Origin of the sequence: Arthrobacter sp. RCC_34 (genome assembly GCF_041360795.1) — a bacterium.
Classification (GTDB): domain Bacteria; phylum Actinomycetota; class Actinomycetes; order Actinomycetales; family Micrococcaceae; genus Arthrobacter_E.
Window position 1 is genome coordinate 121108 of sequence record NZ_JBFUPW010000003.1, and the last position, 22040, is coordinate 143147.

20 protein-coding genes are annotated in these 22040 nt (G+C 69.2%); 4 read left to right on the forward strand and 16 right to left on the reverse strand.

Annotated features, from left to right (window positions below):
• Positions 1–12: 12 nt before the first annotated feature.
• Complete coding sequence (locus AB6732_RS12270) at positions 13–1188, reverse strand: acetate/propionate family kinase (RefSeq protein ID WP_370960237.1); 1176 nt, start codon at positions 1186–1188, stop codon at positions 13–15.
• A complete protein-coding gene (gene pta, locus AB6732_RS12275; protein ID WP_370960238.1) occupies positions 1189–3294 on the reverse strand; it encodes a phosphate acetyltransferase in 2106 nt (701 codons plus the stop codon). It lies immediately after the preceding gene.
• Between the two features lie 170 nt (positions 3295–3464).
• On the opposite strand from pta, the gene AB6732_RS12280 reads away from it, so the two are divergent.
• On the forward strand, positions 3465–3806 hold the full coding sequence (locus AB6732_RS12280; RefSeq protein WP_370960239.1) for a DUF1801 domain-containing protein: 342 nt from the start codon (positions 3465–3467) through the stop codon (positions 3804–3806).
• A gap of 200 nt (positions 3807–4006) precedes the next feature.
• Here the strand turns inward: AB6732_RS12280 and AB6732_RS12285 are convergent, their stop codons facing one another.
• Complete coding sequence (locus tag AB6732_RS12285) at positions 4007–4876, reverse strand: hypothetical protein (RefSeq protein ID WP_370960240.1); 870 nt, start codon at positions 4874–4876, stop codon at positions 4007–4009.
• 115 nt (positions 4877–4991) lie between these two features.
• Positions 4992–5657, reverse strand: coding sequence for a pentapeptide repeat-containing protein (locus tag AB6732_RS12290; protein WP_370960241.1), 666 nt, complete (start codon positions 5655–5657; stop codon positions 4992–4994).
• Between the two features lie 167 nt (positions 5658–5824).
• On the opposite strand from AB6732_RS12290, the gene AB6732_RS12295 reads away from it, so the two are divergent.
• Both AB6732_RS12295 and AB6732_RS12300 read left to right on the forward strand, forming a co-directional pair.
• Positions 5825–9253 carry an SNF2-related protein gene (locus AB6732_RS12295; protein WP_370960242.1) on the forward strand — a complete coding sequence of 1143 codons (3429 nt, stop codon included), beginning with the start codon at positions 5825–5827 and terminating at the stop codon, positions 9251–9253.
• Between the two features lie 89 nt (positions 9254–9342).
• Positions 9343–9525: a hypothetical protein gene (locus tag AB6732_RS12300; protein WP_370960243.1), complete on the forward strand. Its 183-nt coding sequence runs from the start codon at positions 9343–9345 to the stop codon at positions 9523–9525.
• Between the two features lie 126 nt (positions 9526–9651).
• Here AB6732_RS12300 and AB6732_RS12305 read toward each other — a convergent pair whose 3' ends face one another.
• From AB6732_RS12305 to AB6732_RS12360, 12 genes are all read right to left on the reverse strand, one after another.
• Positions 9652–10314, reverse strand: coding sequence for an NAD(P)H-binding protein (locus AB6732_RS12305; RefSeq protein ID WP_370960244.1), 663 nt, complete (start codon positions 10312–10314; stop codon positions 9652–9654).
• Between the two features lie 20 nt (positions 10315–10334).
• Complete coding sequence (locus AB6732_RS12310; protein WP_370960245.1) at positions 10335–11378, reverse strand: NAD(P)-dependent alcohol dehydrogenase; 1044 nt, start codon at positions 11376–11378, stop codon at positions 10335–10337.
• 141 nt (positions 11379–11519) lie between these two features.
• Entirely contained in the window at positions 11520–11996 is a 477-nt protein-coding gene (locus tag AB6732_RS12315; RefSeq protein WP_370960246.1) for a hypothetical protein, read from the reverse strand.
• Between the two features lie 128 nt (positions 11997–12124).
• On the reverse strand, positions 12125–13069 hold the full coding sequence (locus AB6732_RS12320) for a LysR family transcriptional regulator (protein ID WP_370960247.1): 945 nt from the start codon (positions 13067–13069) through the stop codon (positions 12125–12127).
• Positions 13070–13556: 487 nt separating this feature from the next.
• Positions 13557–13970 carry a heat shock protein transcriptional repressor HspR gene (locus AB6732_RS12325; protein ID WP_370960248.1) on the reverse strand — a complete coding sequence of 138 codons (414 nt, stop codon included), beginning with the start codon at positions 13968–13970 and terminating at the stop codon, positions 13557–13559.
• 10 nt (positions 13971–13980) lie between these two features.
• Positions 13981–14943, reverse strand: coding sequence for a DnaJ C-terminal domain-containing protein (locus AB6732_RS12330; protein WP_370960249.1), 963 nt, complete (start codon positions 14941–14943; stop codon positions 13981–13983).
• Between the two features lie 81 nt (positions 14944–15024).
• Positions 15025–15669 carry a nucleotide exchange factor GrpE gene (locus tag AB6732_RS12335; RefSeq protein WP_107004234.1) on the reverse strand — a complete coding sequence of 215 codons (645 nt, stop codon included), beginning with the start codon at positions 15667–15669 and terminating at the stop codon, positions 15025–15027.
• Between the two features lie 2 nt (positions 15670–15671).
• On the reverse strand, positions 15672–17522 hold the full coding sequence (gene dnaK, locus AB6732_RS12340; RefSeq protein ID WP_370960250.1) for a molecular chaperone DnaK: 1851 nt from the start codon (positions 17520–17522) through the stop codon (positions 15672–15674).
• A 200-nt stretch (positions 17523–17722) separates the two neighbouring features.
• A complete protein-coding gene (locus tag AB6732_RS12345) occupies positions 17723–18286 on the reverse strand; it encodes a hypothetical protein (protein ID WP_370960251.1) in 564 nt (187 codons plus the stop codon).
• A gap of 249 nt (positions 18287–18535) precedes the next feature.
• On the reverse strand, positions 18536–19219 hold the full coding sequence (locus AB6732_RS12350; RefSeq protein ID WP_370960252.1) for an SDR family NAD(P)-dependent oxidoreductase: 684 nt from the start codon (positions 19217–19219) through the stop codon (positions 18536–18538).
• On the reverse strand, positions 19216–19803 hold the full coding sequence (locus AB6732_RS12355; RefSeq protein WP_370960253.1) for a hypothetical protein: 588 nt from the start codon (positions 19801–19803) through the stop codon (positions 19216–19218). Before AB6732_RS12355 ends, AB6732_RS12350 begins: the two co-directional genes overlap by 4 nt.
• A gap of 156 nt (positions 19804–19959) precedes the next feature.
• Positions 19960–20685 (reverse strand): TetR/AcrR family transcriptional regulator, encoded by a 726-nt coding sequence (locus AB6732_RS12360; protein WP_370960254.1) that lies wholly within the window; start codon positions 20683–20685, stop codon positions 19960–19962.
• A gap of 134 nt (positions 20686–20819) precedes the next feature.
• Here AB6732_RS12360 and AB6732_RS12365 point away from each other — a divergent pair, with 134 nt between their 5' ends.
• Positions 20820–21764 (forward strand): NAD-dependent epimerase/dehydratase family protein, encoded by a 945-nt coding sequence (locus AB6732_RS12365; RefSeq protein ID WP_370960255.1) that lies wholly within the window; start codon positions 20820–20822, stop codon positions 21762–21764.
• The last annotated feature ends 276 nt before the right edge of the window (positions 21765–22040 follow it).

Here is a 22040-nt window from a genome sequence, read left to right on the forward strand (position 1 = left end):
CAGGAAAGGGCCTCAGCCCGCGACGACCTCCGCCGTGGCCTCCGCGATCGCCTGCTCCTCGTTCGTGGGGATCACGAGCACCGGGATCCGCGACGCCTCGGTCGAGATGACCCGCGGCTCCTTGGAACGCACGGCGTTGAGTTCCGGGTCGAGCTCGATCCCCAGCGCTCCGAGCTGCTCGCAGACCAGCGCCCGGAACGGCGAGGAGTTCTCCCCGATCCCGGCCGTGAACACGATCGCCTGCGCCCCGCCCACCGCCACGTGGTACGCGCCCACGTATTTCGCCAGACGGTAGGCGGCCACCTCGAGCGCCCGCCGAGCGCGCAGGGGGTCGATGCCGGAGGAGGTCCCGTCGTCATCGCCCACGGCTTCGGAGGCATCCACGAGCGTCCGCATGTCATTGGAGCCGCCCAGGCCCAGGAGCCCGGACTCGCGGTTCAGCAGATCGTCCAGCGCGTCCGCGTCCAGGCCCTGGCGTCCGAGGAACACGAGGATGGACGGGTCGATGTCGCCGGAACGGGTGCCCATCACGAGGCCCTCCAGCGGTGTGAAGCCCATGGACGTGTCCACCGAGGCCCCGCCCTTGACGGCCGTGGCGGAGGCGCCGTTGCCGAGGTGCAGGATGACGCCGTTGAACTCATCCGGCGCCTCGCCAAGCAGCGCGGCGGCGCGGGCTGCGACGTACTGGTGGCTCGTGCCGTGGAAGCCGTAGCGGCGGATGCCGTGGCGCGTGTAGAGCCAGTCCGGGACGGCGTAGCGCCAGGCCTTCTCCGGCAGCGTGCGGTGGTAGGCGGTGTCGAACACGGCCACCTGCGGCAGCTGCGGCCACTTCTCCGTGATGGCGCGGATGCCGAGCACGGCGGCGGGGTTGTGCAGCGGGGCCAGCGGATTGAGCCGCTCGATGGCCCGCGTGACCTCGTTGTTGATCAGGACCGGCTCGGCGAACCGCTCGCCGCCGTGCACCACGCGGTGCCCGACGGCGTCCACCTGCCGGTCGCCCAGGACCTCGTGCAGGCGCGCCGCCACGATCTCCAGGGCCGCGCCGTGGTCCGGGACCGCGGCCGGGGTGTCGCCGTCGGGCTGGCCGATCCGCTCCACGAGGCCCTCCAGCAGCACCTCCCCCGCGTCGACGTCGCGTACCTGGTATTTCAGGGAGGAGGAGCCGGAGTTGATGACGAGGATGAGCATTCAGTTCTCCTGGGATGCGGCGGGCGACGGCGTGGCGACGCTCTGGGCCTGGACGGCGGTGATGGCCACGGTGTTGACGATGTCCTCCACCGTGCAGCCCCGCGAGAGGTCGTTGACGGGCTTGTTCAGGCCCTGCAGCACCGGCCCGACGGCGACCGCGCCGGAGGACTGCTGCACGGCCTTGTACGTGTTGTTGCCGGTGTTGAGGTCCGGGAAGATGAACACGGTCGCCTGGCCGGCCACATCCGATCCCGGCAGCTTGGCCGCGGCGATCGCAGCGTCCACGGCGGCGTCGTACTGGATGGGGCCCTCGACGGCGAGGTCAGGCTTGCGCTCCCGCACCAGCTCGGTCGCGGCCCGCACCTTGTCCACGGTCGCGCCGGTGCCGGAGCCGCCGGTGGAGTAACTGAGCATCGCCACGCGCGGGTCCACCCCGAACTGCCGGGCCGTCTCGGCAGAGGCCAGTGCGATGTCCGCGAGCTGTTCGGCCGTCGGCTCCGGGTTCACTGCGCAGTCGCCGTAGGCGAGCACGCGGTCCTGCATGAGCATGAGGAACACGGAGGACACGATCGCCACGCCCGGCCGGGTCTTCACGAACTCCAGCGCGGGACGGATGGTGTGGGCGGTGGTGTGCGCGGCGCCGGAGACCATGCCGTCCACGATGCCCAGCTGCACCATCATGGTCCCGAAGTAGCTGACGTCCAGCATGGTTTCGAGGGCCTTGGCGAGGTCGACGCCCTTGTGGGCCCGCAGCCGGGCGTACTCTTCGGCGAACCGCTGGCGCAGCTCGCTCGTGGCCGGGTCGACGAGCGTGATGCCGTCCAGGGAGACGCCATGCGCGGCGGCGAGCTCACGGACCGCTGCCTCGTTGCCGAGGATGGTCAGCTCGCAGACGTCGCGGCGGCGCAGGATCTCGGCGGCCCGCAGGATCCGCAGGTCCGTGCCTTCGGGCAGCACCACGTGGCGGCGGTCCGCCTGGGCCCGGCCGATCAGTTGGTGGAGGAAGCGCAGCGGGGTCATCGACGCCGGGCGGCTCAGGTTGAAACGTTCGAAGATCTCGTCCTCGTCCACCTGGCGGGACCATTCACCGAGGGCTGAGGCCACCTTGCGGCTGTTGCCCGTGGAGATCTCGCTGCGCACCCCGGAGACGGCCGTGGCCGTGTGATAGGTGTCCTCGGGGTGGGCGAAGAACGGGAACGGGGCGCCGGCCAGCAGCGGCAGGATGTGCGGGTCCGGCATGAGGCCACCGCTGAGGACCACGCCGGACGGCACCGGGAAGTCGGGCGACTGAGTGGAGGCGAGCACGCCGGCCAGGATGTCGGCCCGGTCGCCGGGGGCGATCACCAGATCGCCGGGCTCCAGGGCGCCGATGAAGTTGCCGAGGCTCATGGCGGCCACCTTGACCCCGGCGACTTCGCGTTCCATGTCCGCGGTGCCCGCGAGCAGTTGGAGGCCCAGGGCCGCGGAGATCTCGCCGGTGGTGGGGCGGGCCATCTCCGGCCGTTCCTCCAGGACGTAGACGGGACGTTTCAGGTCACCGGGACGGATCGCGGCCCGCACCTCGTCCACGTGGTCCGGATCCGCGCGGTTGACCATGACCATCAGGAGGTCGGCGTGCACGGCGGAGAGCTCGGCACGGACCACGTCCACCGCGTCCGCGATCTCCTCCGGGTTGAGGTCCTTGCCGCTCACCACGGCCACCACGGGACAGCCGAGATCCTTGGCGAGCTGGGCGTTGAGGTCGAATTCGACGGCGGAATCGGCGCCGGAGAGGTCTGAACCCTCCACGATCACCACATCGCAGAGGGCGGAGACTTCGCTGAACACCTGCACGCACCGGGTGCTGATCTCCTCGCGGCGACCCTCGGCCACCAGGCGGCGGGCCTCCTTGAGCGTGAGACCGGCCCGGCACACGGCGGGATCCAGGTGGTAGCGCGTGCGGATCAGCTCGACCATGGGGTCGTGGTCCGGGGTGTCGCCGGGGACCACGGGCCGGAAGTACCCGATCCGTCCCGCCCGGCGGTAGAGGGCCTCGGCCAGGCCGAGGGCCACCACGGATTTGCCCGATCCTGTGGAGGTGGCGGTGACGTAGATTCCTGTGAACATGGCGCTCCTGAGGGTTGTTCCACCCCCATCTTTTCACCGCGGTTCCCGGCGGCCCATAGCGTGGGTCACTTTGTCGCGAGGTTCACACGCCCGCCCCGCCGCCGTAGGCTGGAATTCGGCCGGCAGCCCGGCCGCACCTCAGACCCGATGCACCCTTTGGAGGCTCCATCATGCTGTTCAGCAAGAAGGGCGACGACGCCGCACTCGCCAAACTCCGGGAAGCCCCCGCGCCGTACGCGGAACTCGGCGAGCGCCTGCACGGCATCATCCGCGAGAACGCCCCGTCCTTGGAACCGGTGGTCCGCTGGGGACTCCCGTTCTACGTCCGGAACGGCGAGGACATCTGCTACATCAAGACCGGCAAGGACTACCTCGCCTTCGGCTTCGGAGAATCCGTGAACCCGGCCTTCCAGGAGGGCGCCTCGATGCACCCGATCGTCTGGAACATCACGTCCCTCGACGCGGAAACCGAAGCCACCCTCGCGGCCCTGATCCGCAAGGCGGCCGGCTGACCCGACCCCGCAACCCTTTAACGCCCGACGACGGCGAGGGGAACCCGCCGTCGTCGTGCGTCAAGGCGTCGGGGCACTGAGGGACATGCGGGAGACAAGGAAATGCGGCCGACCGCGTAAAGGGGCCCCGTGCCCCGACCCGAGCGCAAGTGAGCCACGCGGCACGGGGATAGCGGTCAGAGCATTTCCTTGTCTTCCGCTCAGGCCTCGGCGCCGACGGGTTCCAGCTCGTCGTCGTCGATCTCCTCGATCTCGACCGCGGCCACGACCTCGAGCGACTCCGGCCGGAGCATGAGGGCCTCGTCCTCGAGCTCCACCATGATGTACTCCTCACCGTCGGCCAGGAAGTGCCATGCCACCACGGTCTCGTCCTCGTAGACGAAGTTGGGGTCGCCGAGGGTGATCTTCTCCAGCTCCACCTCGGCGACGTCGCACAGTTCGCGGATGATGATCTCGAAGTCCGGCATGTCCTCCAGGGAGGCGGCCTCGGCCTGAGCACGGCGCTCCTCGAGGTCCTCGACGGTGGCCAGGCGCTCGTCGATCACGGCGTCTAGGCCGTCCTCGTCCACCACCAGCAGGCCTTCGAGGCTCCGCAGCCAGGCGGCGTTGAGCTCCATGAGGTCCTCGGTCTCCAGGAGCGTCTCGAACTCGTTGTCGAGCTCCTCCTGGGCCAGGACGGCGTCACTGACTTCGCTGTCCTCATCCTCGGCGTCGCCGTCCAGGTAGGCGTCGACCTCGTCCTCGCTGAGGGCTTCGAAGGCCGCGTCGGTGCGGTTGAAGAGGTCCAGGTGACCCTTGGCGCCCATGGCTTCCAGGCCGCCGCGGACGTAGGCGTCGATCTCTTCGCGGTCCGTGGCCGTGAAGACGTACTGGGCGAAGCCGCCGCCCAGGGCCTGGGTCAGGTAGAAGTCCACGTAGTAGCTGCGGAGGGCGTCCTCGGCGATCTCGTCCTGGCCCAGGAGCTCCTGGTACATGGCATTGACCACGGTGACGTTGCCGTCCACCACTTCATCGGGGCCGGCTTCAAGGCTTTCCTTGAAAAGGACAACGGGGAGCTGCTTGCTGGTCATGCTGATCCTCACTCGAGAAGTCCACGGGACACTTCGACCGTACGCGCCGTCCCTGGGAGTGACCGGTGGTCCCGGGTCACGGGCGGGTGAACCTTGGGTGAACTGAGCCGGGCGCTCAGCCCTCCTTCACGTCGATTCCGGCCTGCAGCGCCATCTGCACGGCGAGCTCCCGCACCTGGGTCTCCGTCAGGGTGGCGCCCCGGAGACCGGTCACCGAGGTGAACACCCGGGCGTCCAGGCCGCGGAGGTCGACGTCGGTGGCGTCCAGGTCGCGGCTGTCCACGTCCTCGGCGCTGCTGTCCCGGAACGCGACGCGCTTGAGCTTCGCCAGCGGCACGTCGAGGGTGCGGAGCCGGCAGCCGGCCACGATGACGTCGTTGCCCTCGGCGCCATTCAGGCCGAGGTAGTCGATCCGGACGTCCCGCAGTTCGAGACTGTCCACTTCCGCGCCCGAGAGGTCCAGCGTGCCGATTCGCCCGCCGCTGATCCGCACGCGGCGCAGCCGGGCGTTCCGGAGCACGAGTTCGGTGACCTGCAGATCCTCGACATCGAGATCCGTCAGCGTCCCGCCGGTGAGGTCCAGGCGGTCCAGCTGGGCGTCCCGGATCACGCATTCACTGAGGTGGGCGTGGGACGCGTCGACGTCCCCGGACAACCCGAGCACGGCGCTCTCCGAGACCTCGTCGTAGCGTCGCAGCCCGTCCACCTCGCCGAGGTGAGCGGGCAGATCCGGGGCCGCGGCCCGGGGTGCGGCGGGGCGGTTCTTCCTCGTCTGTGCCATGCCGCCCAGACTATCGGCCGGGTCCGACAGTGCCCGTGGATTCCGCCCCGCGCGGATCCGGCCACCGGGCGCGGCCCGCGTGTGTCCTCGGCAGGCACACCCGGTCCGAACCCCCTGTGCTCCATCTCGCAGACCGCTCCCGGGCTGCTCGCACTAGACTGTTGTGGATGGCCACCTCGCAGGCCCAGGAACGCTTGGGCACCCTCGCCGCGCGCTTTGACGAAGGCAGCGTGGAACGCGGCTACGAGTATGCCCGCCAGGAGCGCGTGTTCAACGTCGTCTTCGGCCGCACCACCGGGCTGCTCACCGGCCGCGTGGAAGGCACCCGCTCGTACCGCGCCGTCGCCAAGCTGCAGCCCAAGGACGACTCCTGGATCTGCCTCACCGCACTGTGCGATTGCCCGGTCCGGCAGGACTGCAAGCATGTGGCCGCCCTCCTCTTCGCCGCCAAGGAACGCGGCCTGCTGGACTCCGACGACGCCGTCGCCCGCCGTCGCCGGGGCCCTGCGCCATTGCCCGGGTCGGCGTCGTCCGCCAACGGCTCCGCGCCCACCTCACCGGCCGCGTCCTCCTCCTGGGAGAAGGCCCTCGCGCCCCTCCTGCCCGAGTCGGCCACCACCACCGCCGCCTCCACCACCCCCCAGCTGGCCCTGCTGTTCGAAGTGACGGACCCCAAGCCGGCCGTGTCCCGCGGCGGCCGCGTCTACAGCCAGGCCGAGCCGTCCGGACTGCGGGTCCGCCCCATGTCCATGGGCGCCCGCGGCAAGTGGATCAAGAGCGAGGTGGCCTGGACCAACATCAACTACCTCAGCTATTACCGGAAGTTCAGCCGGGAACAGACGGACGCCCTCGCGGAGTTCCTCGAGCTGTCCCGCATGCCGGGCCAGTATCAGGGGCCCGCAGGTCAGTGGCTGGAGCTCTCCCAGTACAACGGCAAGCACCTGGCCACGGCCCTCGCGGACCTGGCCGGCAAGGGGATCCTCCTCATCCAGGACACGGATCCGCGGTCGCCCGGCGTGCGACTGGAACGCGAACCCGCCGTCCTGGAGCTCTCGGTGGACCGGCGGAAGGACGGCGGTCTGGATGTCGCACCGCGCCTCGAGGCCCACGGCCGTGATCTCGATCTGAAGAAGCTCCACTTCACGGGCGAGCCCGCGGCTCTGGCGTTCCACGGCGGCGCCTCGGTGCCGGGCGGCCTCGTGGACGGGACGCTCGTGCTCACGCCGCTCGCGCCTGCCTCCCCCGAGATGGTGGCCTTCGCGCGCGCCGCGGAGCCTGTGCACATCCCCGCAGCGGATGAGGACCGCTTCCTCAGCGAGTTCTACCCGCGGCTGCGGCAGGGCGCCCCCGTGGTCGCGGCGTCGGAAAGCGTGCGCCTGCCGACCATCGGCAAACCCGTGCTCTCGCTCCTGGCCGACTACCGCAAGGACCACCGCCTGGATCTGCACTGGGAGTGGCATTACACGAGCAACGGCAAACAGGTCTCGCAGCCGCTCGCCTTCGACCGCGCCGATGCCGGCTACCGGGACGAGGCCCAGGAGAAGAAGATCCTGAACTCTCTCGGCAAACCGTGGGAGGTGGTGGCCGCCCTGGCCACCGAGCCGACGATCGGCCCGGACGGGCTCTGGACCCTCCCGTCGCTGGCGCCCACCGCCACCCTCCACGGCATGGACACGGTCGCCTTCACCGAGGAAGTCCTGCCGCAGCTGCGCACCATCCCGGACGTCGAGGTGGACGTGAACGGCGTGGTCCCCGACTTCCAGGAGGCCGTCGAAGCCCCGGTCGTGCACGTCTCCACGCTGGACAAGGACGACCGGGACTGGTTCGGCCTCGAGATCGTGGTCACCCTCGAGGGCGAGCAGGTGGCGTTCGGCCAGATCTTCTCCGCCCTGGCCTCGGGTCAGACGCGCATGGTCCTGCCGAGCGGCAAGCACTTCCCCCTCGACAGCCCCGAGCTCCAGCAGTTGCGCGAACTGATCGACGAGGCCCGTGCCCTCTCCGACCGCCCCGGCGAAGAGCTCCAGATCAGCCGCTTCCAGGTGGGACTCTGGGAGCAGTTCGCGGCGATCGGCGTCGTGGAGGAGCAGGCGAAGGAGTGGCGCCGCAGCGTCACCGGGCTGCTCAACGTGGACGACTCCACCCGGGATCTCGCGGCCCCCGCCGGCCTGCACGCCGAACTGCGCCCGTACCAGCTGGAGGGTTTCCGCTGGCTCCGTTTCCTGTACGACCACCGGCTGGGCGGCGTCCTGGCCGATGACATGGGCCTCGGCAAGACCCTCCAGACCCTGGCGCTGCTGTGCTCCCTGCGCGAGGATCCGACGGGCACCTCGGACGACGACGGCGCCGCGGCGACCCGTGCCCCGTTCCTGGTGGTGGCGCCGAGCAGCGTCGTGTCCAACTGGGCGATGGAGGCGGCACGCTTCGCGCCCGGGCTGAAAACCGTGGCCGTGGCGGAGACGTTCAAGCGCAGCGGCCTGAACCCGGCGGAGGAGTTCGCCGGCGCGGACCTCGTGGTGACGTCGTATGCGCTGTTCCGCCTGGAACTCGAGAAGTACCAGAAGCTCTCCTGGGGTGCGCTGGTCCTGGACGAGGCGCAGTTCGTGAAGAACCACCAGTCCAAGGCGTACCAGGCGGCGCGGAAGCTCGATGCCCCCTTCAAGCTCGCGATCACCGGCACGCCCCTGGAGAACAACCTCATGGAGCTCTGGGCGCTGCTGTCGATCGTGGCCCCCGGCTTGTTCCCGAGCCCCGGGAAGTTCGCCGAGTATTACCGCAGGCCCATCGAGGTCCACGGCCACCCGAAGCTGCTGGCCAAGCTGCGGCAGCGGATCCGGCCGCTCATGCTGCGCCGCACCAAGGAGCAGGTGGTCAAGGAGCTGCCGCCGAAGCTGGAGCAGGTCCTCACGGTGGAGCTGAATCAGCGCCATGCGAAGGCCTACCAGACGCATCTGCAGCGCGAGCGGCAGAAGATCCTGGGGCTCCTGGAGGACGCGAACAAGCACCGCTTCACCATCTTCCAGTCGCTGACCTTGCTCCGGCAGATGGCTCTCGACCCGTCGCTCGTGGACCCCGAGCTGAGCGGCGTGCGGTCGAGCAAGCTGGACGTCCTGTTCGAGCAGCTGGAGGACGTGCTGGCCGAAGGGCACCGGGCCCTCATCTTCAGCCAGTTCACCGGCTTCCTCGGGAAGGTCCGCGAACGGCTCGACGCGGCGGGCGTGCAGTATGCGTACCTGGACGGGTCCACGCGGCAGCGCGCCGACGTGATCGCGTCCTTCAAGGAGGGCGACGCCCCGCTGTTCCTCATCAGTCTGAAGGCCGGCGGGTTCGGCATCAATCTGACCGAGGCGGACTACGTGTTCCTCCTCGATCCCTGGTGGAACCCGGCCAGCGAGGCTCAGGCCGTGGACCGGGCACACCGGATCGGCCAGAACAAGCAGGTCATGGTGTACCGGCTGGTCGCGAAGGACACCATCGAGGAGAAGGTGATGGCGCTCAAGGCCAAGAAGTCGAAGCTCTTCGATTCGGTGGCCGGGGACGAAGCCCTCGCGTCCACGCATCTCAGCGCGGACGACCTCGCCGGGCTGTTCCGGGAGTAGGCTCGGCGCCGCTCAGGCGCCCCCTACCCGCGGCCCGACGGCCGGGCGTAGCCTGAAAGGGCAGTGTCCACGTCTGCCGAGGAGGAACCATGACGGACTTCCGCAGTTACACCGCCGAGGGACGGGCCAGTTTCGTCGCCCCCGCCTGCGAGATGTGCGGCCAGCACCGCCACGTGCGCTGGGTGCCGGTCGAGGATGCCGGAGACCGGCCGCGTTGGACGGCGCGCGACGCCGGGTGCAGCAACGAGGCCTGCACCGGCTTCCGGGTCTGACGGCCCCGCCGTTCCGCACCGCCCCGCCCACGAAAAAGCGCCCTGATTCACCGTCCGCGGGGATAGTGACCCGCGAAAGGTGAACCAGGGCGCCGAACTCGGCGCGACAGACCCTGTGAGCCGGACTCAGCCCCGCAGAGCCACGAGCCCGGCCACGGCGTCCGCCACCGGCGTCGTGCCGTCGGTGAGCTCCACGATCTCCCGGCTCAGGGCCGGCTCGTGGAGCACCTCGGCGAGGAACGCCGCGACATTGCCGCGCCGGACGTTCCCGTACTCGATGGCCGGCCCGGCGGTGACCAGGCCGTCGCCCGGTTCGTCCTTGAGCGTTCCGGGCCGGACGATGACCCAGTCGAGGTCCGTCCCCGCCAGGTGCACGTCCGCGGACTTCTTGACCCGCATGTAGTGCTCGAAACCGGCGTTCGGAGAGTCCCCGCCGCGACCGGCGTCGGGGAACACGGACACCAGCACGAACCGCTTCACCCCGGCCAGGGCCGCGGCGTCGGCGGCCTTCACCAGGCCCTCGCCGTCGATCGCGGTGGTCATCTCCTGCCCGGTGCCGTGCGCCCCGGCGGAGAACACGACGGCGTCGTGCCCGGCCAGGTGGCCGGCCAGCGTCTCCGTGGAGTCATTGATCAGGTCACCGAGCACGGACTCCGCCCCGGTGCGCGTGATGGTGTCCGTCTGTTCGGGGCTGCGGTGCATCCCGGTGACCTGGTCCCCGCGCTCCACGAGGAGCCCGGAGAGGATGCTGCCGATGCCGCCGGCCGCGCCGATCTGGAAAACCTTCATGGTGTCTCCTTCCGGAGTGCTCAGGCGATGGTGGACACGTCGATGACGAAGCGGTACCGGACGTCGGACGCCAGCACGCGCTCGTAGGCCTCGTTGACCTGGTCCGCGTCGATCACCTCGATCTGCGCGCCGATGCCGTGCTCGGCGCAGAAGTCGAGCATCTCCTGGGTCTCCGGGATGCCGCCGATGTTCGAGCCGGCCAGGGCCTTGGCCCCGCCGATCAGACTGAAGATGTTCAGTTCCAGCGGCTCGCCCGGGGCGCCCACGCACACCATGGCGCCGTGCGGCTTCACGAGGCGCAGGTAGTCGTCCAGGGGGATCTTGGCGCTGACCGTGTTGATGATGAGGTCGAAGCTGCCCTTGAGGTCCTGGAAGGTGGTCTCGTCGCTCGTGGCGTAGTAGTGGTCGGCGCCCAGCTTGAGCCCGTCCTCCTGCTTCTTGAGGGACTGGGACAGCACGGTCACCTCGGCGCCCAGGGCGTGGGCCAGCTGGACGGCCATGTGGCCGAGGCCGCCGAGGCCGATCACGGCGACCTTCTTACCCGGGCCGGCGCCCCAGCGGCGCAGCGGCGAGTACGTGGTGATGCCCGCGCAGAGGAGCGGGGCGGCGACGTCGAGCTCAAGAGAATCCGGGATCAGCAGCGTGAACGCGTCGTTGACCACCACCTGGCTGGAGTAGCCGCCCTGGGTGATGGTGCCGTCGCGGTCCTTGGCGGCGTAGGTGCCCACGCTCCCGTTGAGGCAGTCCTGCTCCTGACCGGCCAGGCACTGCTCACATTCGCGGCAGGAGTTGACCAGACAGCCGACACCCACGCGATCGCCGACCTTGCGGGTGGTGACCTCGGAGCCGACGGCGGCCACGATCCCGGCGATCTCATGGCCGGGAGTCAGCGGGTAAGGGACCGGGCCCCAGTCACCGCGGACGGTGTGGATGTCCGAATGGCAGATGCCCGCGTACTTGATGTCGATCAGCACGTCATGCGGGCCGAGTTCGCGGCGTTCCACGGTGGTGCGGATGAGCGGTTCCGTGGCGGACGGCGCGGCGAGAGCGGCAACGGTGGTCATGAGGACTCCTTCACAAGGGGGATGTCAGGTCCAAAGGGTTGAACCGGCCGGGGCGCGAGGTCATTCCCCGATCTCAGGATTCACCCGCATTTCCCACTCTGGCACAGCACGACTCCCGTGGGGAGGGCCTTCGGGAACCGCTCAGGGAATCCCCGGCGGAAGCTCATCCGCGCCATCGAATCCGAGCGGCGGTTCCACCAGCAGGGAGAGCGGGAAGCCGGAGAGCAGCGCGATCATCTCGTAGTAGTCGGCGGCGAACACGTAGCCGGGCAGCTGGAACTCGCCGGCCCTGAAATCCAGGTAGGCCGAGTGGGAGGGGAAGTAATCCTCCGGGCGGCGGTCCTGCAGGAAGGTCTTGGCGATCGCGAGTTCCCGGGCGGCCTGAAGGAAGATCAGCTGCCGGGCCGTCTCGGTGGGATCCAGCACGGTCCACCAGCGTTGACGTCGCAGCGTCTCCTCGACGGCGAGCTGCACCTCCTCGGCGAACCGTTCCGCCGCCTCCCGGGGTGAAGGGTGCGCGGCCACGGCTTCCAGCAGGGCTTCGACGCAGACCGAGCAGCCCTTCGGCCCCCGGGCACTGTGCCGTGGCCGGACCACGCAGTTGATGATCACTCTCATGGGCTCGGCTCCCTCACTCCCCCGTGAGGCGGAAGCACGGGGGCAGAGCGGCCCGGGGACAGGGGACGTGACATGACGGCGGTCCTTTCAGCGGAACAGGGGCAGAGCCCCTGCGCTTCAGGGGCCGGTCAGGAAGAGGAGTTCGAGGCGATGCGGGAGCGGCGTGCCTGGGCGGCTCGGCGCGGGTCTTTGAGCACGGTCTGTGCCGCGGCGCCGAGGGCACGGACCAGGACGGGCGCCGGCTTCCCGGCCAGCCGCACCACCGCCAGCGGGGTGGAGACCTCCGGTTCGATCAGCGGGAGCACATGGATGGACGGATCGTCACGGCGGGCCGCGACGGCGGTCTCCGGGACGACGGCGGCCCACAGCCCGGAGGTGACCAGGCTCAGGAGCGCTTCGTTGGAGTCCGCCTCCAGGCGCGGCTTGATCTGCAGCCCTGCGGCCCGCCACGCCTCATCGGCGAGCTGCCGGGCCCGCATATCGGAGGCCAGCAGCCCGAGGGGCACGTCGGCGAGCATGCGTCCCGTGACCGAGGCCTGGTCCTCGGGGAACATGCCCGGGGCGGCCACCACCACATTGGTGACCTCGCCCAGAGGCACCGACACCAGATCCGGGCCGTCCGCCGCGGACGGGTGGATGATGCCGGCGTCGAGCTCGAAAGCCCTCAGCCGCGCCACCACGTCCTCGCTGTTCAGTCCGGATTGCACGGTGGAGCGCACCAGTGGATGCGCGTCCGCCAGGGCCGAGACCACCGCGGTCGCGAGGGCGATCCCGGCCGGGATGGTGCCGATCCGCGCGACGCCGGTCAGCTGGCCCCGCGCGGCCGCGATCTCTGCGGAGAGCGCCTCCTGGTCCGAGACCACGCGGCGGGCCCAGGTCAGCGCCATCTCGCCTTCCGGCGTGAGGCCCTCGAAAGCGTGTCCGCGACGGACCAGGGGCACCCCGAGTTCGACTTCCAGCTTCCGCACCGCCTCCGAGAGCGTCGACGGCGAGACGAAGCATGCCGCGGCCGCCCGGCCGAAGTGCTCCTCGCGCGCCAGGGCGACGAAGTACTGGAGTTGAGTCAGAAGCATGGCATCCCATCCGGTCGTGTTCAGAGGACTGGTTGTGTCCAGAGGAGATGAGAGGAACCGCGTTGGACCCGCTCCTTCGCGGTTCCCCTCACCTCAAGAACTGCGGAGGAAGACCTCCGCAGCGTCGTGGGGCCTTCGCTGGTGCCCCACGTTCGTACCGCCTTGATGGGCGGTGGCTTGTCATCGTTGTGCTTTCAGCCTATGAGGGCTATTGTTCGGCGTCCATCGGGCGAAACCGACCGGTCATTCGGAGCTGCCGAACAACTGGACGGCGCGGACGAACGACCGGAAGAACGGCTGAGCGCGGGATTTCCCCGCGGGATCCGCGCGCCCGATGGGCGGCGGAGGACCCGTCTGAGGACACACGAAAGGCGGGACACCTGCCTGGTGTCCCGCCCCTGGTGATTCAGTCCTGGTGGTTCAGTCCTGGGACGGCACGGGATTGCTCAGAATCCGCACCGGATGCGAACGGGCGCCGCCCGGAACGCTACGGCCGCCAGATGACGACGGCCTGGCTCCGCGGCGTCGGGCGCTGGCCCCGCGCGAGCGGGACCACGTCGCCGGCCGACACCCCGGCCGCGAAGACGCGGGGTTGCTGCGCCGCCGGGCGGCGCTCCAGTTCCTCGGTCAGTTCCCGGACGCGGGACTGCAGAGCGGCGACCTGGTTCTCCAGTTCGAGGATGCGCTTGATGCCCTCGAGGGAGACGCCCTCCTGGGAGAGGCGCTGCACCTCACGCAGCCGGTCGACGTCGTGCTGCGAATAGCGGCGCGCCTTGCCCGGCGCCCTGCTCGGCGACACGATGCCCAGCCGGTCGTACTGACGCAGGGTCTGGGGATGCATCTCGGCCAGCTCGGCGGCAACCGAGATCACGAAAAGCGGTTGATTCAGGTCGATCGCCATGGCTCACCTCCTACAGCACGGCATGGGCGGCGATGACCGCCCGGGGGTCCTCACCGGCGGTGGCGTCGGCGAAGGCCTCGACTGCCGCCTTCGCGGCGTCGTTGAGCTTCTGGGGCACGACGACGTCGACCGTCACCAGCAGATCGCCGGTGGCCTTCGCCGTCTTCACGCCGCGGCCCTTGACCCGCAGGGTGCGCCCGCTCGGGGTGCCTGCGGCCAGGTGGACCTTGACCTTCTCGCCCTCCATGGTCGGCACTTCGATGTTCCCACCGAGGGCGGCCTCGTTGAAGCTGACCGGCACGTGGATGCGGATGTTATTCCCGTCCCGCTTGAAGAAGGGGTGCTCCTTCACGTGGACGGTGATGATCAGGTCTCCGTTGCCGGCGGCCCCGGGGTTGCCCTTGCCCCGCTGGCGGACCTTCTGGCCGTCCTTGATGCCGGCCGGGATCTTGACGTCGATGACGTTGCCGTCCGGCTCGCGCAGGCTGACCGTGGTGCCCTGGATCGAGCCCTTGAAGGAGATCGTGGTGCTCGCCGTGCGGTCCGAGCCCTTGGTGGGCTGCTGCTGGAAGCCGCCGAAGCCGCCACCGCCGAACAGATCAGCGAATTCCGGCGGGATGCCACCCGAGGCGCCGCCGCGGGTGCGTCCGCCCTGGTTGAAGATGCCGCCGAAGAGGTCCTCGAAGCCGCCGGGGCCGGCGCCTTGTCCGCCGCTGCCCGGGGCGAAGCGTGCGCCGCCGCCCATGGCACGGATGGCGTCGTACTGCTGACGGTCCTCCGGGTTGGAGAGCACCGAGTTGGCCTCGGTGATGTCCTTGAACTTCTTCTCCGCTTCGGCGTCCCCGGCGTTGGTGTCGGGGTGATACTTGCGGGCGAGCTTGCGGTACGCCTTTTTGATGTCGGCGTCGGACGCGTCCTTGGCGACACCAAGGATCTTGTAAAAGTCCTTCTCAACCCAGTCCTGGCTTGCCAAGGGCGTTTCCTTTCCTGTCTGAAAATCCAAAGGGGGCGGTGGGGGGGGGGGGGGGCCCCCCCCACCGCTGATGGCGCCCGCTTACTGCGGGACCGCGACGATGACCTGCGCAGCCCGCAGGACGCGGGAGGAGGTCCGATAGCCGGCCCGGAGGACCTGGCTGACCGTGTCCACCTCGACCTCGCCGGGCTGCTGGATGAGTGCCTCGTGGATGGTGGGGTCGAACTCGACACCCGTCTCCTCGATGCGCTCCAGTCCGTAGGTCTTGAGCGTGTTCTCCAGCTTGCCGGCGATCGAGGCGAACGGGCCGTCGGAGAGGTCTCCGTGGGCACGTGCCGCGTCGATGTCGTCCATGACCGGCAGGATGGCGTTCAGGACGCCGATGACGGCCATCTCGCCCGCCACCGCCCGGTCACGTTCCACCCGCTTGCGGTAGTTGACGTACTCGGCCTGGAGGCGCAGCAGATCGTTGCGCAGCTCCTCCGCCTCGGACGACGACGGGGTGTTCCCCGCATCGGCGCCCGCGGCGTTGAGGATCTCCTCGGCCTGGCTGAGTGCGTCACCGTTCGCGTCGGTGGCGCCGCCACCGGCTGGAGCTTCGGAGCCCTGGGGGGTCCGTGCCTGGCCGGTCTCCGGGTCGACCTTGCGGTTGTCCCGGATGACCGGCTCCTGGCGCTCGTCCCCGGTCCCGGAGCCGTGTTCTGCTTCGTTACCGTGGTGCGGCATGGTTACTTCTTCTCGTCTTCGTCGATGATCTCGGCGTCCACGATGTCCTCTTCAGGAGCACCGGCGGAGGCGCCTGCGGCTTCCTCACCACCGGCGGGAGCCTGGGACTGGGCGTAGATGGCCTCGCCGAGCTTCGTCTGGGAAGCCTGGAGCTTCTCGAACGCAGCCTTCACAGCGTCGTCATCCGTGCCTTCGAGGGCGGCCTTGAGGGCGTCGACGTCGGCCTTGACCTCGGTCTTGACCTCTTCCGGCAGCTTGTCGTCGTTGTCGGCGATGAGCTTGTCGGTGGCGTAGGCCAGCTGCTCGGCGGCGTTGCGGGTGTCCGCAGCCTCACGGCGCTTCTTGTCCTCGGCGGCGTGCGCCTCGGCGTCGGCGACCATGCGCTCGATGTCCTCCTTGGAGAGGGCGCTGCCACCGGAGATCGTCATGGACTGCTCCACACCGGTGCCCTTGTCCTTGGCGGACACGTGCACGATGCCGTTGGCGTCGATGTCGAAGGTGACCTCGATCTGCGGCACGCCACGCGGTGCGGGGGCGATGCCGGTCAGCTCGAAGGTGCCCAGCGGCTTGTTGTCCCGGGTGAACTCACGCTCGCCCTGGAAGACCTGGATGGACACGGACGGCTGGTTGTCATCCGCGGTGGTGAAGGTCTCGCTGCGCTTGGTGGGGATCGCGGTGTTGCGCTCGATCAGCTTGGTCATGACGCCGCCCTTGGTCTCGATGCCGAGGGACAGGGGGGTCACGTCGATCAGGAGCACGTCCTTGCGCTCACCCTTCAGCACGCCGGCCTGCAGGGCTGCGCCCACGGCCACGACCTCGTCCGGGTTGACGCCCTTGTTGGGCTCCTTGCCACCGGCGAGCTCCTTGACCAGTTCGGTCACGGCGGGCATACGGGTGGAACCACCGACGAGCACGATGTGATCGATGTCGGAGACCTTGATGCCGGCTTCCTTGATGACGTCGTGGAACGGCTTCTTGGTGCGCTCCAGCAGGTCCTTGGTCAGCTCCTGGAACTTGGCACGGGTGAGGTGCTCGTCCAGGTGGACCGGGCCGTCTGCGGTGACCGAGAGGTACTGCAGGGAGATGTTGGTGCTGGTCGAGGAGGAGAGTTCCTTCTTGGCCTGCTCCGCGGCCTCGCGCAGACGCTGGAGGGCGATCTTGTCCTTGGAGAGGTCGATGCCCTTGGCCTTCAGCTGGCCCAGGAGGTACTGGACGATCCGGTCATCCCAGTCGTCGCCACCGAGGCGGTTGTCACCGGCGGTCGCGCGGACCTGGATGGTGGAGAAGCCGTCCTCGTCCTTGCCGACTTCGAGCAGGGACACGTCGAAGGTGCCGCCGCCGAGGTCGAAGACCAGGATGAGTTCGTCTTCCTTGCCCTTGTCCAGACCGTAGGCCAGAGCGGCCGCGGTGGGCTCGTTGACGATGCGCAGGACGTTGAGGCCCGCGATCTCACCGGCTTCCTTGGTGGCCTGGCGCTCGGCGTCGTTGAAGTACGCCGGAACGGTGATGACCGCGTCGGTGACCTTCTCGCCCAGGTACGCCTCGGCGTCGTTCTTCAGCTTCATGAGCGTACGGGCGGAGATCTCCTGCGCCGTGTACTTCTTGCCGTCGACGTCGACGCTCCAGTCGGTGCCCATGTGGCGCTTGACGGAGGCGATGGTGCGGTCGATGTTGTTGACGGCCTGGCGCTTGGCGATCTCGCCGACCAGGACCTCACCGTTCTTGGAGAACGCAACCACTGACGGCGTAGTGCGACCGCCTTCAGCGTTGGCGATGACGGTGGGCTCGCCACCTTCCAGAACGGAGACGACCGAGTTGGTGGTTCCGAGGTCAATGCCTACAGCACGTGACATGTGTTGCTTCCTTCCTTGGAAAAAGTAGGTGTTCGCTGCGCTCGAGGCTGATCCTTGAGCGCTCTGCACTCAACTCTACTCTTAAGCATTCAGGTGTCAAGCAAAGTTGAGTCTGCATCACTCAAGTTCGCTGTGAGCGAACAGAATTCGGGTTGACAGTGAGGGCTCAGGCGAGGCCGACGCTCTCTTCGGTCCTTCGGTCAGAGGAGCCCCACGCTCGACTCGCTCACGTCATTGGAACGGTCCGCGTCGCCGGGCACGTTGGCGATCTGGGCCGAGATGTGAGCCGCGTTGATGGCGCTGGATGGCCCGACCGTGAGGGACACCGTGGCGGCGGGGGCGCCGACCGCGAGGGGCGCACGCGTCGTCGCGGTCAGGACGATCGGCTCGGAACCGGTCATCGTCTGCGGAACCGGGGAGCTGAGCGTCAGGCGCGGGTCGACGACGACCGCGGACACCGCGATGGTCGCCTCTCGCACGAGGGTGACGTCCACGGACAGGGAGAGGAGGACGCCTGCCGGTATCTCGCCACTGGAAGCCGGGCCCGCGACGACGCCGCCGACGAGCCGGGCCAGCGGACCGCCGTCGAGGAATTCCGCGTCGGTCCACGCCGCAGCATCGATCCCCGCTCCGCTCGCCGCCGCATACGGCGCCGCCACGGCGGCGGCGATCACGGGAATGCTCCAGGCCGCTCCCCGCACGACGGCGCGGCGCGGCGTGCTGCCGGCGGTATGGTTTTCGGGCGAACGCCCCTGCTGGTCCATCATCTGCTCTTGCCCTTCCGAGGGGCCGGGCCGGAGACCCGCCAGGACCCGCCGGCACAGGGCCCCGCGCTGAAATTCAGGAGGCCGCCGGCGCGGCGGCCAAAAGATCCAAGCTAGCACGGTGAGCATGACGACCGTTAGGGATGGGGTGGCTCACTCGCCCGGCCCGCGCCCGTCTCACGATTCCGGTGCCCTGATTTCCTTCGGGTGCGGATATTGCGGCACCCGAAGGAAATCAGCGCACCGGAATCACCACGTCAGATCAGGCTCGCCGAGCGAACAGAAACGCGGGCTCCGACGATCATCCGACTGAACCAGCGTCAGGAGTTCCCGGGCCGCCTGCCCAGGATCCTTATCCGCACCGGCCCGGCCCATCCCCGTCGCCAGCCGGCCGGGATGCACGGCCAGGACTCTGATCCTGGGCGACAGCTCCTGGGCGAGCGAGACGGTCAGCATGTTCTGTGCGGCCTTCGAGATTCTGTAGGCGTAGCTGGTGCCGAATCCGTCGAATTCGCCTCTGGCCTGGGCTGTCACCGACCCCAGCCGCGAACTGACGTTGACGATCACGGGCGAGGGAGCCCTGTGCAGCGACGGTAAAAGGGCTGCGACAAGACGCATCGGACCGGCGACGGCGACATCGACACTCGCGAGAACACCTGCCGGATCGGACTGCTGGACACCACCGCCGGGCGCGCCCTGCGCTGCGTTGTTGACGAGCAGATCGACCGGGCGATCTCCGACCGCCGTCATCAGATCATCGGGCACGTCGGCCCGCACGTCGTGCCGTAGTACCGTCAGGCAGGCCCGGGGTTCGCGTGGCGCTCCCGGCTGACGCTCAAGACCGATCACCGACCAGCCGGCGTCGAGCAGTTCCTCCGCGATCGCCCGCCCGAGGCCCCGGCCCGTCCCGGACACCACGGCGAGCCGGGTCATCCGGCCCCGCCGTTGAGAGCAAGGGCACGGACATGCGCGATGACGGCCTCCACGAGCCTGCCCTGTTCGTCCACTGAGGCGCGCCAGCCCCGGGAGGGGAATTCCATGCTGTGAGTGCCGCCTTCGGCCGAGATGACCTTCGCCGCCGACCCAGCGAGCTCCTCGGGCCGCCAGCTCTCGTCGGCGGTTCCGCCGAGCACCAAGTGGTCCGAAGTGGCAGCGCGCAACGCCTCCCCGACAGCCGGAACCGCGAGCAGTGGAGTCCACCAGATGCCCGGAATCCCGTGAGCGACGAAACGCTGCGCCGCGTGGGAACTGATCGATTTGGCGACGACGAGATCCGGCCATTCCCCCATCTCCCCGAGAGCCTGCTCCACGGCGCTCTCCACGAAACTCCGAGGGTCGCGGCGCGCCTCCTCGTCGAACTCCCAGGAGACGACGGAGACTCTGATTCCGTCCTCCAGCAAGGCCTCGACAGTCCAATAGAGCAGCGGGGCTTGAGCGGAGTAGCCAGCGCCCGGAAGGACAAGGGCACGGGGTCCTCCCTCGTGGAGCCCTGGAGTGACGTCCTGCACCGTGATCATTCCGCCACGGAACCAGCCCGCGCCGAGCGGGTCAAGTCATGCCCACCACGCGCGACCCGCTCCGTCACGATTCCGGTGCGCTAATTTCCTTCGGGTGCGGATATTGCGGCACCGGAAGCACATCAGCGCACCGGAATGCAGGATGGCGCGGCCGCGCTACAGCCCGACGACGTCGGCCAGCGTCCGCATCTGATGCACGAAAAGCTCCTCACGGGCGGGGAAGGTGTCCGGCCCGTATTGCCCGAAGACCTCGAAACTCACCGCCCCGAACACTGACGTCCACACCAGGACTCCGCGGGCGAGCAACTCGTCCGGCAGTTTCAGCCCGAGTTCGTCGCGCACCGCGGCGAGGTTGGCGGCCAGGGCGTCGGACACGCCCCCGGCCTTCCCTGCGTCCCGCAACGCACCGGCGCGGTGTGCGGCGTCGAGGATCCCGACGAGCCGGAGCACCACGCGGGTCCCAGGCTCGATGGTCCGTTCCCCCGGTGCCTGGTACCCCGGCACGGGGCTGCCGAACAGGAGTGCGTAGCAGGCGGGCTCGGCCACGGCCCAGCGGCGGACGGCCTGCGCGAGGGTCAGAAACCGCTCCCTGAAGTCGTCGTCCGGCACCTGGGACACGGCCGCATCCACAGCGTCGCCCAGTTCGTTGTAGGCGTCGATCAGCAGGAGCGTCAGCAGTTCATCCCGGCTCTCCACATAGCGGTACACGGCCGAGGAGACGACGCCGAGGTCACGCGCCACGGCTCGCAGGGACAGCGCCGCCGCACCCTGCTCAGCAAGATGCTTCCGCCCGAGGCTCACGATGTCCGCGATGGTGCGGGCACGGGCGCGCTCACGGGGCCCGGGGGTGCGATCGGCTCGAGGTGCTGAGGTGTCCGGCATGGACCCATGCTGTCCGATTCAGAGAGCAGCGTCAACTTTTGAGAGCAGTGCTCTTGACTTTGATCGAACAGAGCCTCATTCTGGATTCAGAGAGCAGTGCTCTCGATTCCACTTCGAACCCAGGAGAACCCCCGATGTCCCAGAACCCCAGCACCTCCCTCGTCATCGGCGCCGGCCCCATCGGCTGGACCGTGGCCTCCCAGCTCGCCGAGCAGGGCGAGCGAGTCCGCCTGCTCACCCGCTCCGGCTCCGGCCCGGACCACCCGCTCATCGACCGCGTGCGGGGCGACGCCGGGAACCCGGCATCCCTCGCCCGGGAGCTCGACGGCGTGCGGGCCGTCTTCCACTGCATGCACGGCAGCGCCTATACGGAGCAGGCCTGGCGCGCCGAACTGCCTCAGGCCGAGCGCACGGTGCTGGATGCCGCTGCGGAGGCGGGGGCCGTCGTCGTGTTCCCCGAAAGCCTGTACTCGTACAGCGAGCCGGACCGCGTCATGCGCGAGGACAGCCCGCGCCAGGCCCGCGGCGGAAAGCGGGGAGTGCGCACCGAACTTCTCGCGGCCCGGGCGGCTCATCCCGCGCACACCGTAAGCATCGTGGCAAGCGACTACTTCGGCCCGCAGGCGCTCAACGCCCATGCCGGCGAGCGCATGGTCCCGCTCGTCCTGGCGGGCAAGACGGTGCGCGTCGTGGGGTCGGCTGATCAGCCGCACTCCTTCACGTACGTGCCCGATTACGCGGCCGCCATGATCGCCGCAGCCCAAGACGAATCCGTCTGGGATCGCGTGCTGCACGCCCCGACGGGGCCGGCCCTGACGCAGCGTGCGCTGGCGGAGTCCTTCGCGACGGCGGCCGGCGGCCCGTCCGCCAAGGTCGCCGTGCTGCCCCGCTGGCTCATGAAGGGGCTGGGCCTGGTGATGCCGTCGATCCGGGAGCTGAATGAGCTGGAGTACCAGTTCACGGCGCCGTTCGTGATGGATTCGGCCGAGAGCGAGGCGCTGCTCGGGTTCGGGCCGACCCCGCTCGACGAAGCCGCCCGGGCGACCGTCGCCTGGTGGCGGGAGCGCGCGACGGCGTGAGGCGGGGGCCGCCGACGATGGCCCCGCCTCAGCCCACCTCAGCTCAGCGTGTCAGCGCCGTCGGCGCAGCACGAGCACGATGAAGATGGCCGCGGCCACTGCGACAAGAGCGCCAGGATTCATTGCTCAACCCTTCAGAACGGAATGGGCGGACAGTCGGGCCGTCCGCTTCCTGCGGCCATTCTCCTCCGTGTTCGCCGCGACCGCACGGCCCCAGCCCATGGCGCCTGCGTGACCGCACGGATCCGCGCCCTCTTGCCGGTGGGTGCGCCGCCT

Excerpts from the sequence above, each read along its gene's own strand:
- AB6732_RS12365 (WP_370960255.1), top strand. The coding sequence starts at position 20,820 with ATGTCCCAGAACCCCAGCACCTCCCTCGTCATCGGCGCCGGCCCCATC.
- AB6732_RS12360 (WP_370960254.1), bottom strand. The coding sequence starts at position 20,685 with ATGCCGGACACCTCAGCACCTCGAGCCGATCGCACCCCCGGGCCCCGT.
- AB6732_RS12300 (WP_370960243.1), top strand. The coding sequence starts at position 9,343 with ATGACGGACTTCCGCAGTTACACCGCCGAGGGACGGGCCAGTTTCGTC.
- AB6732_RS12310 (WP_370960245.1), bottom strand. The coding sequence starts at position 11,378 with ATGACCACCGTTGCCGCTCTCGCCGCGCCGTCCGCCACGGAACCGCTC.
- pta (WP_370960238.1), bottom strand. The coding sequence starts at position 3,294 with ATGTTCACAGGAATCTACGTCACCGCCACCTCCACAGGATCGGGCAAA.
- AB6732_RS12325 (WP_370960248.1), bottom strand. The coding sequence starts at position 13,970 with ATGGCGATCGACCTGAATCAACCGCTTTTCGTGATCTCGGTTGCCGCC.
- AB6732_RS12305 (WP_370960244.1), bottom strand. The coding sequence starts at position 10,314 with ATGAAGGTTTTCCAGATCGGCGCGGCCGGCGGCATCGGCAGCATCCTC.
- AB6732_RS12280 (WP_370960239.1), top strand. The coding sequence starts at position 3,465 with ATGCTGTTCAGCAAGAAGGGCGACGACGCCGCACTCGCCAAACTCCGG.
- AB6732_RS12270 (WP_370960237.1), bottom strand. The coding sequence starts at position 1,188 with ATGCTCATCCTCGTCATCAACTCCGGCTCCTCCTCCCTGAAATACCAG.
- dnaK (WP_370960250.1), bottom strand. The coding sequence starts at position 17,522 with ATGTCACGTGCTGTAGGCATTGACCTCGGAACCACCAACTCGGTCGTC.
- AB6732_RS12320 (WP_370960247.1), bottom strand. The coding sequence starts at position 13,069 with ATGCTTCTGACTCAACTCCAGTACTTCGTCGCCCTGGCGCGCGAGGAG.
- AB6732_RS12355 (WP_370960253.1), bottom strand. The coding sequence starts at position 19,803 with ATGATCACGGTGCAGGACGTCACTCCAGGGCTCCACGAGGGAGGACCC.
- AB6732_RS12295 (WP_370960242.1), top strand. The coding sequence starts at position 5,825 with ATGGCCACCTCGCAGGCCCAGGAACGCTTGGGCACCCTCGCCGCGCGC.
- AB6732_RS12285 (WP_370960240.1), bottom strand. The coding sequence starts at position 4,876 with ATGACCAGCAAGCAGCTCCCCGTTGTCCTTTTCAAGGAAAGCCTTGAA.
- AB6732_RS12345 (WP_370960251.1), bottom strand. The coding sequence starts at position 18,286 with ATGGACCAGCAGGGGCGTTCGCCCGAAAACCATACCGCCGGCAGCACG.
- AB6732_RS12315 (WP_370960246.1), bottom strand. The coding sequence starts at position 11,996 with ATGAGAGTGATCATCAACTGCGTGGTCCGGCCACGGCACAGTGCCCGG.
- AB6732_RS12350 (WP_370960252.1), bottom strand. The coding sequence starts at position 19,219 with ATGACCCGGCTCGCCGTGGTGTCCGGGACGGGCCGGGGCCTCGGGCGG.
- AB6732_RS12335 (WP_107004234.1), bottom strand. The coding sequence starts at position 15,669 with ATGCCGCACCACGGTAACGAAGCAGAACACGGCTCCGGGACCGGGGAC.
- AB6732_RS12290 (WP_370960241.1), bottom strand. The coding sequence starts at position 5,657 with ATGGCACAGACGAGGAAGAACCGCCCCGCCGCACCCCGGGCCGCGGCC.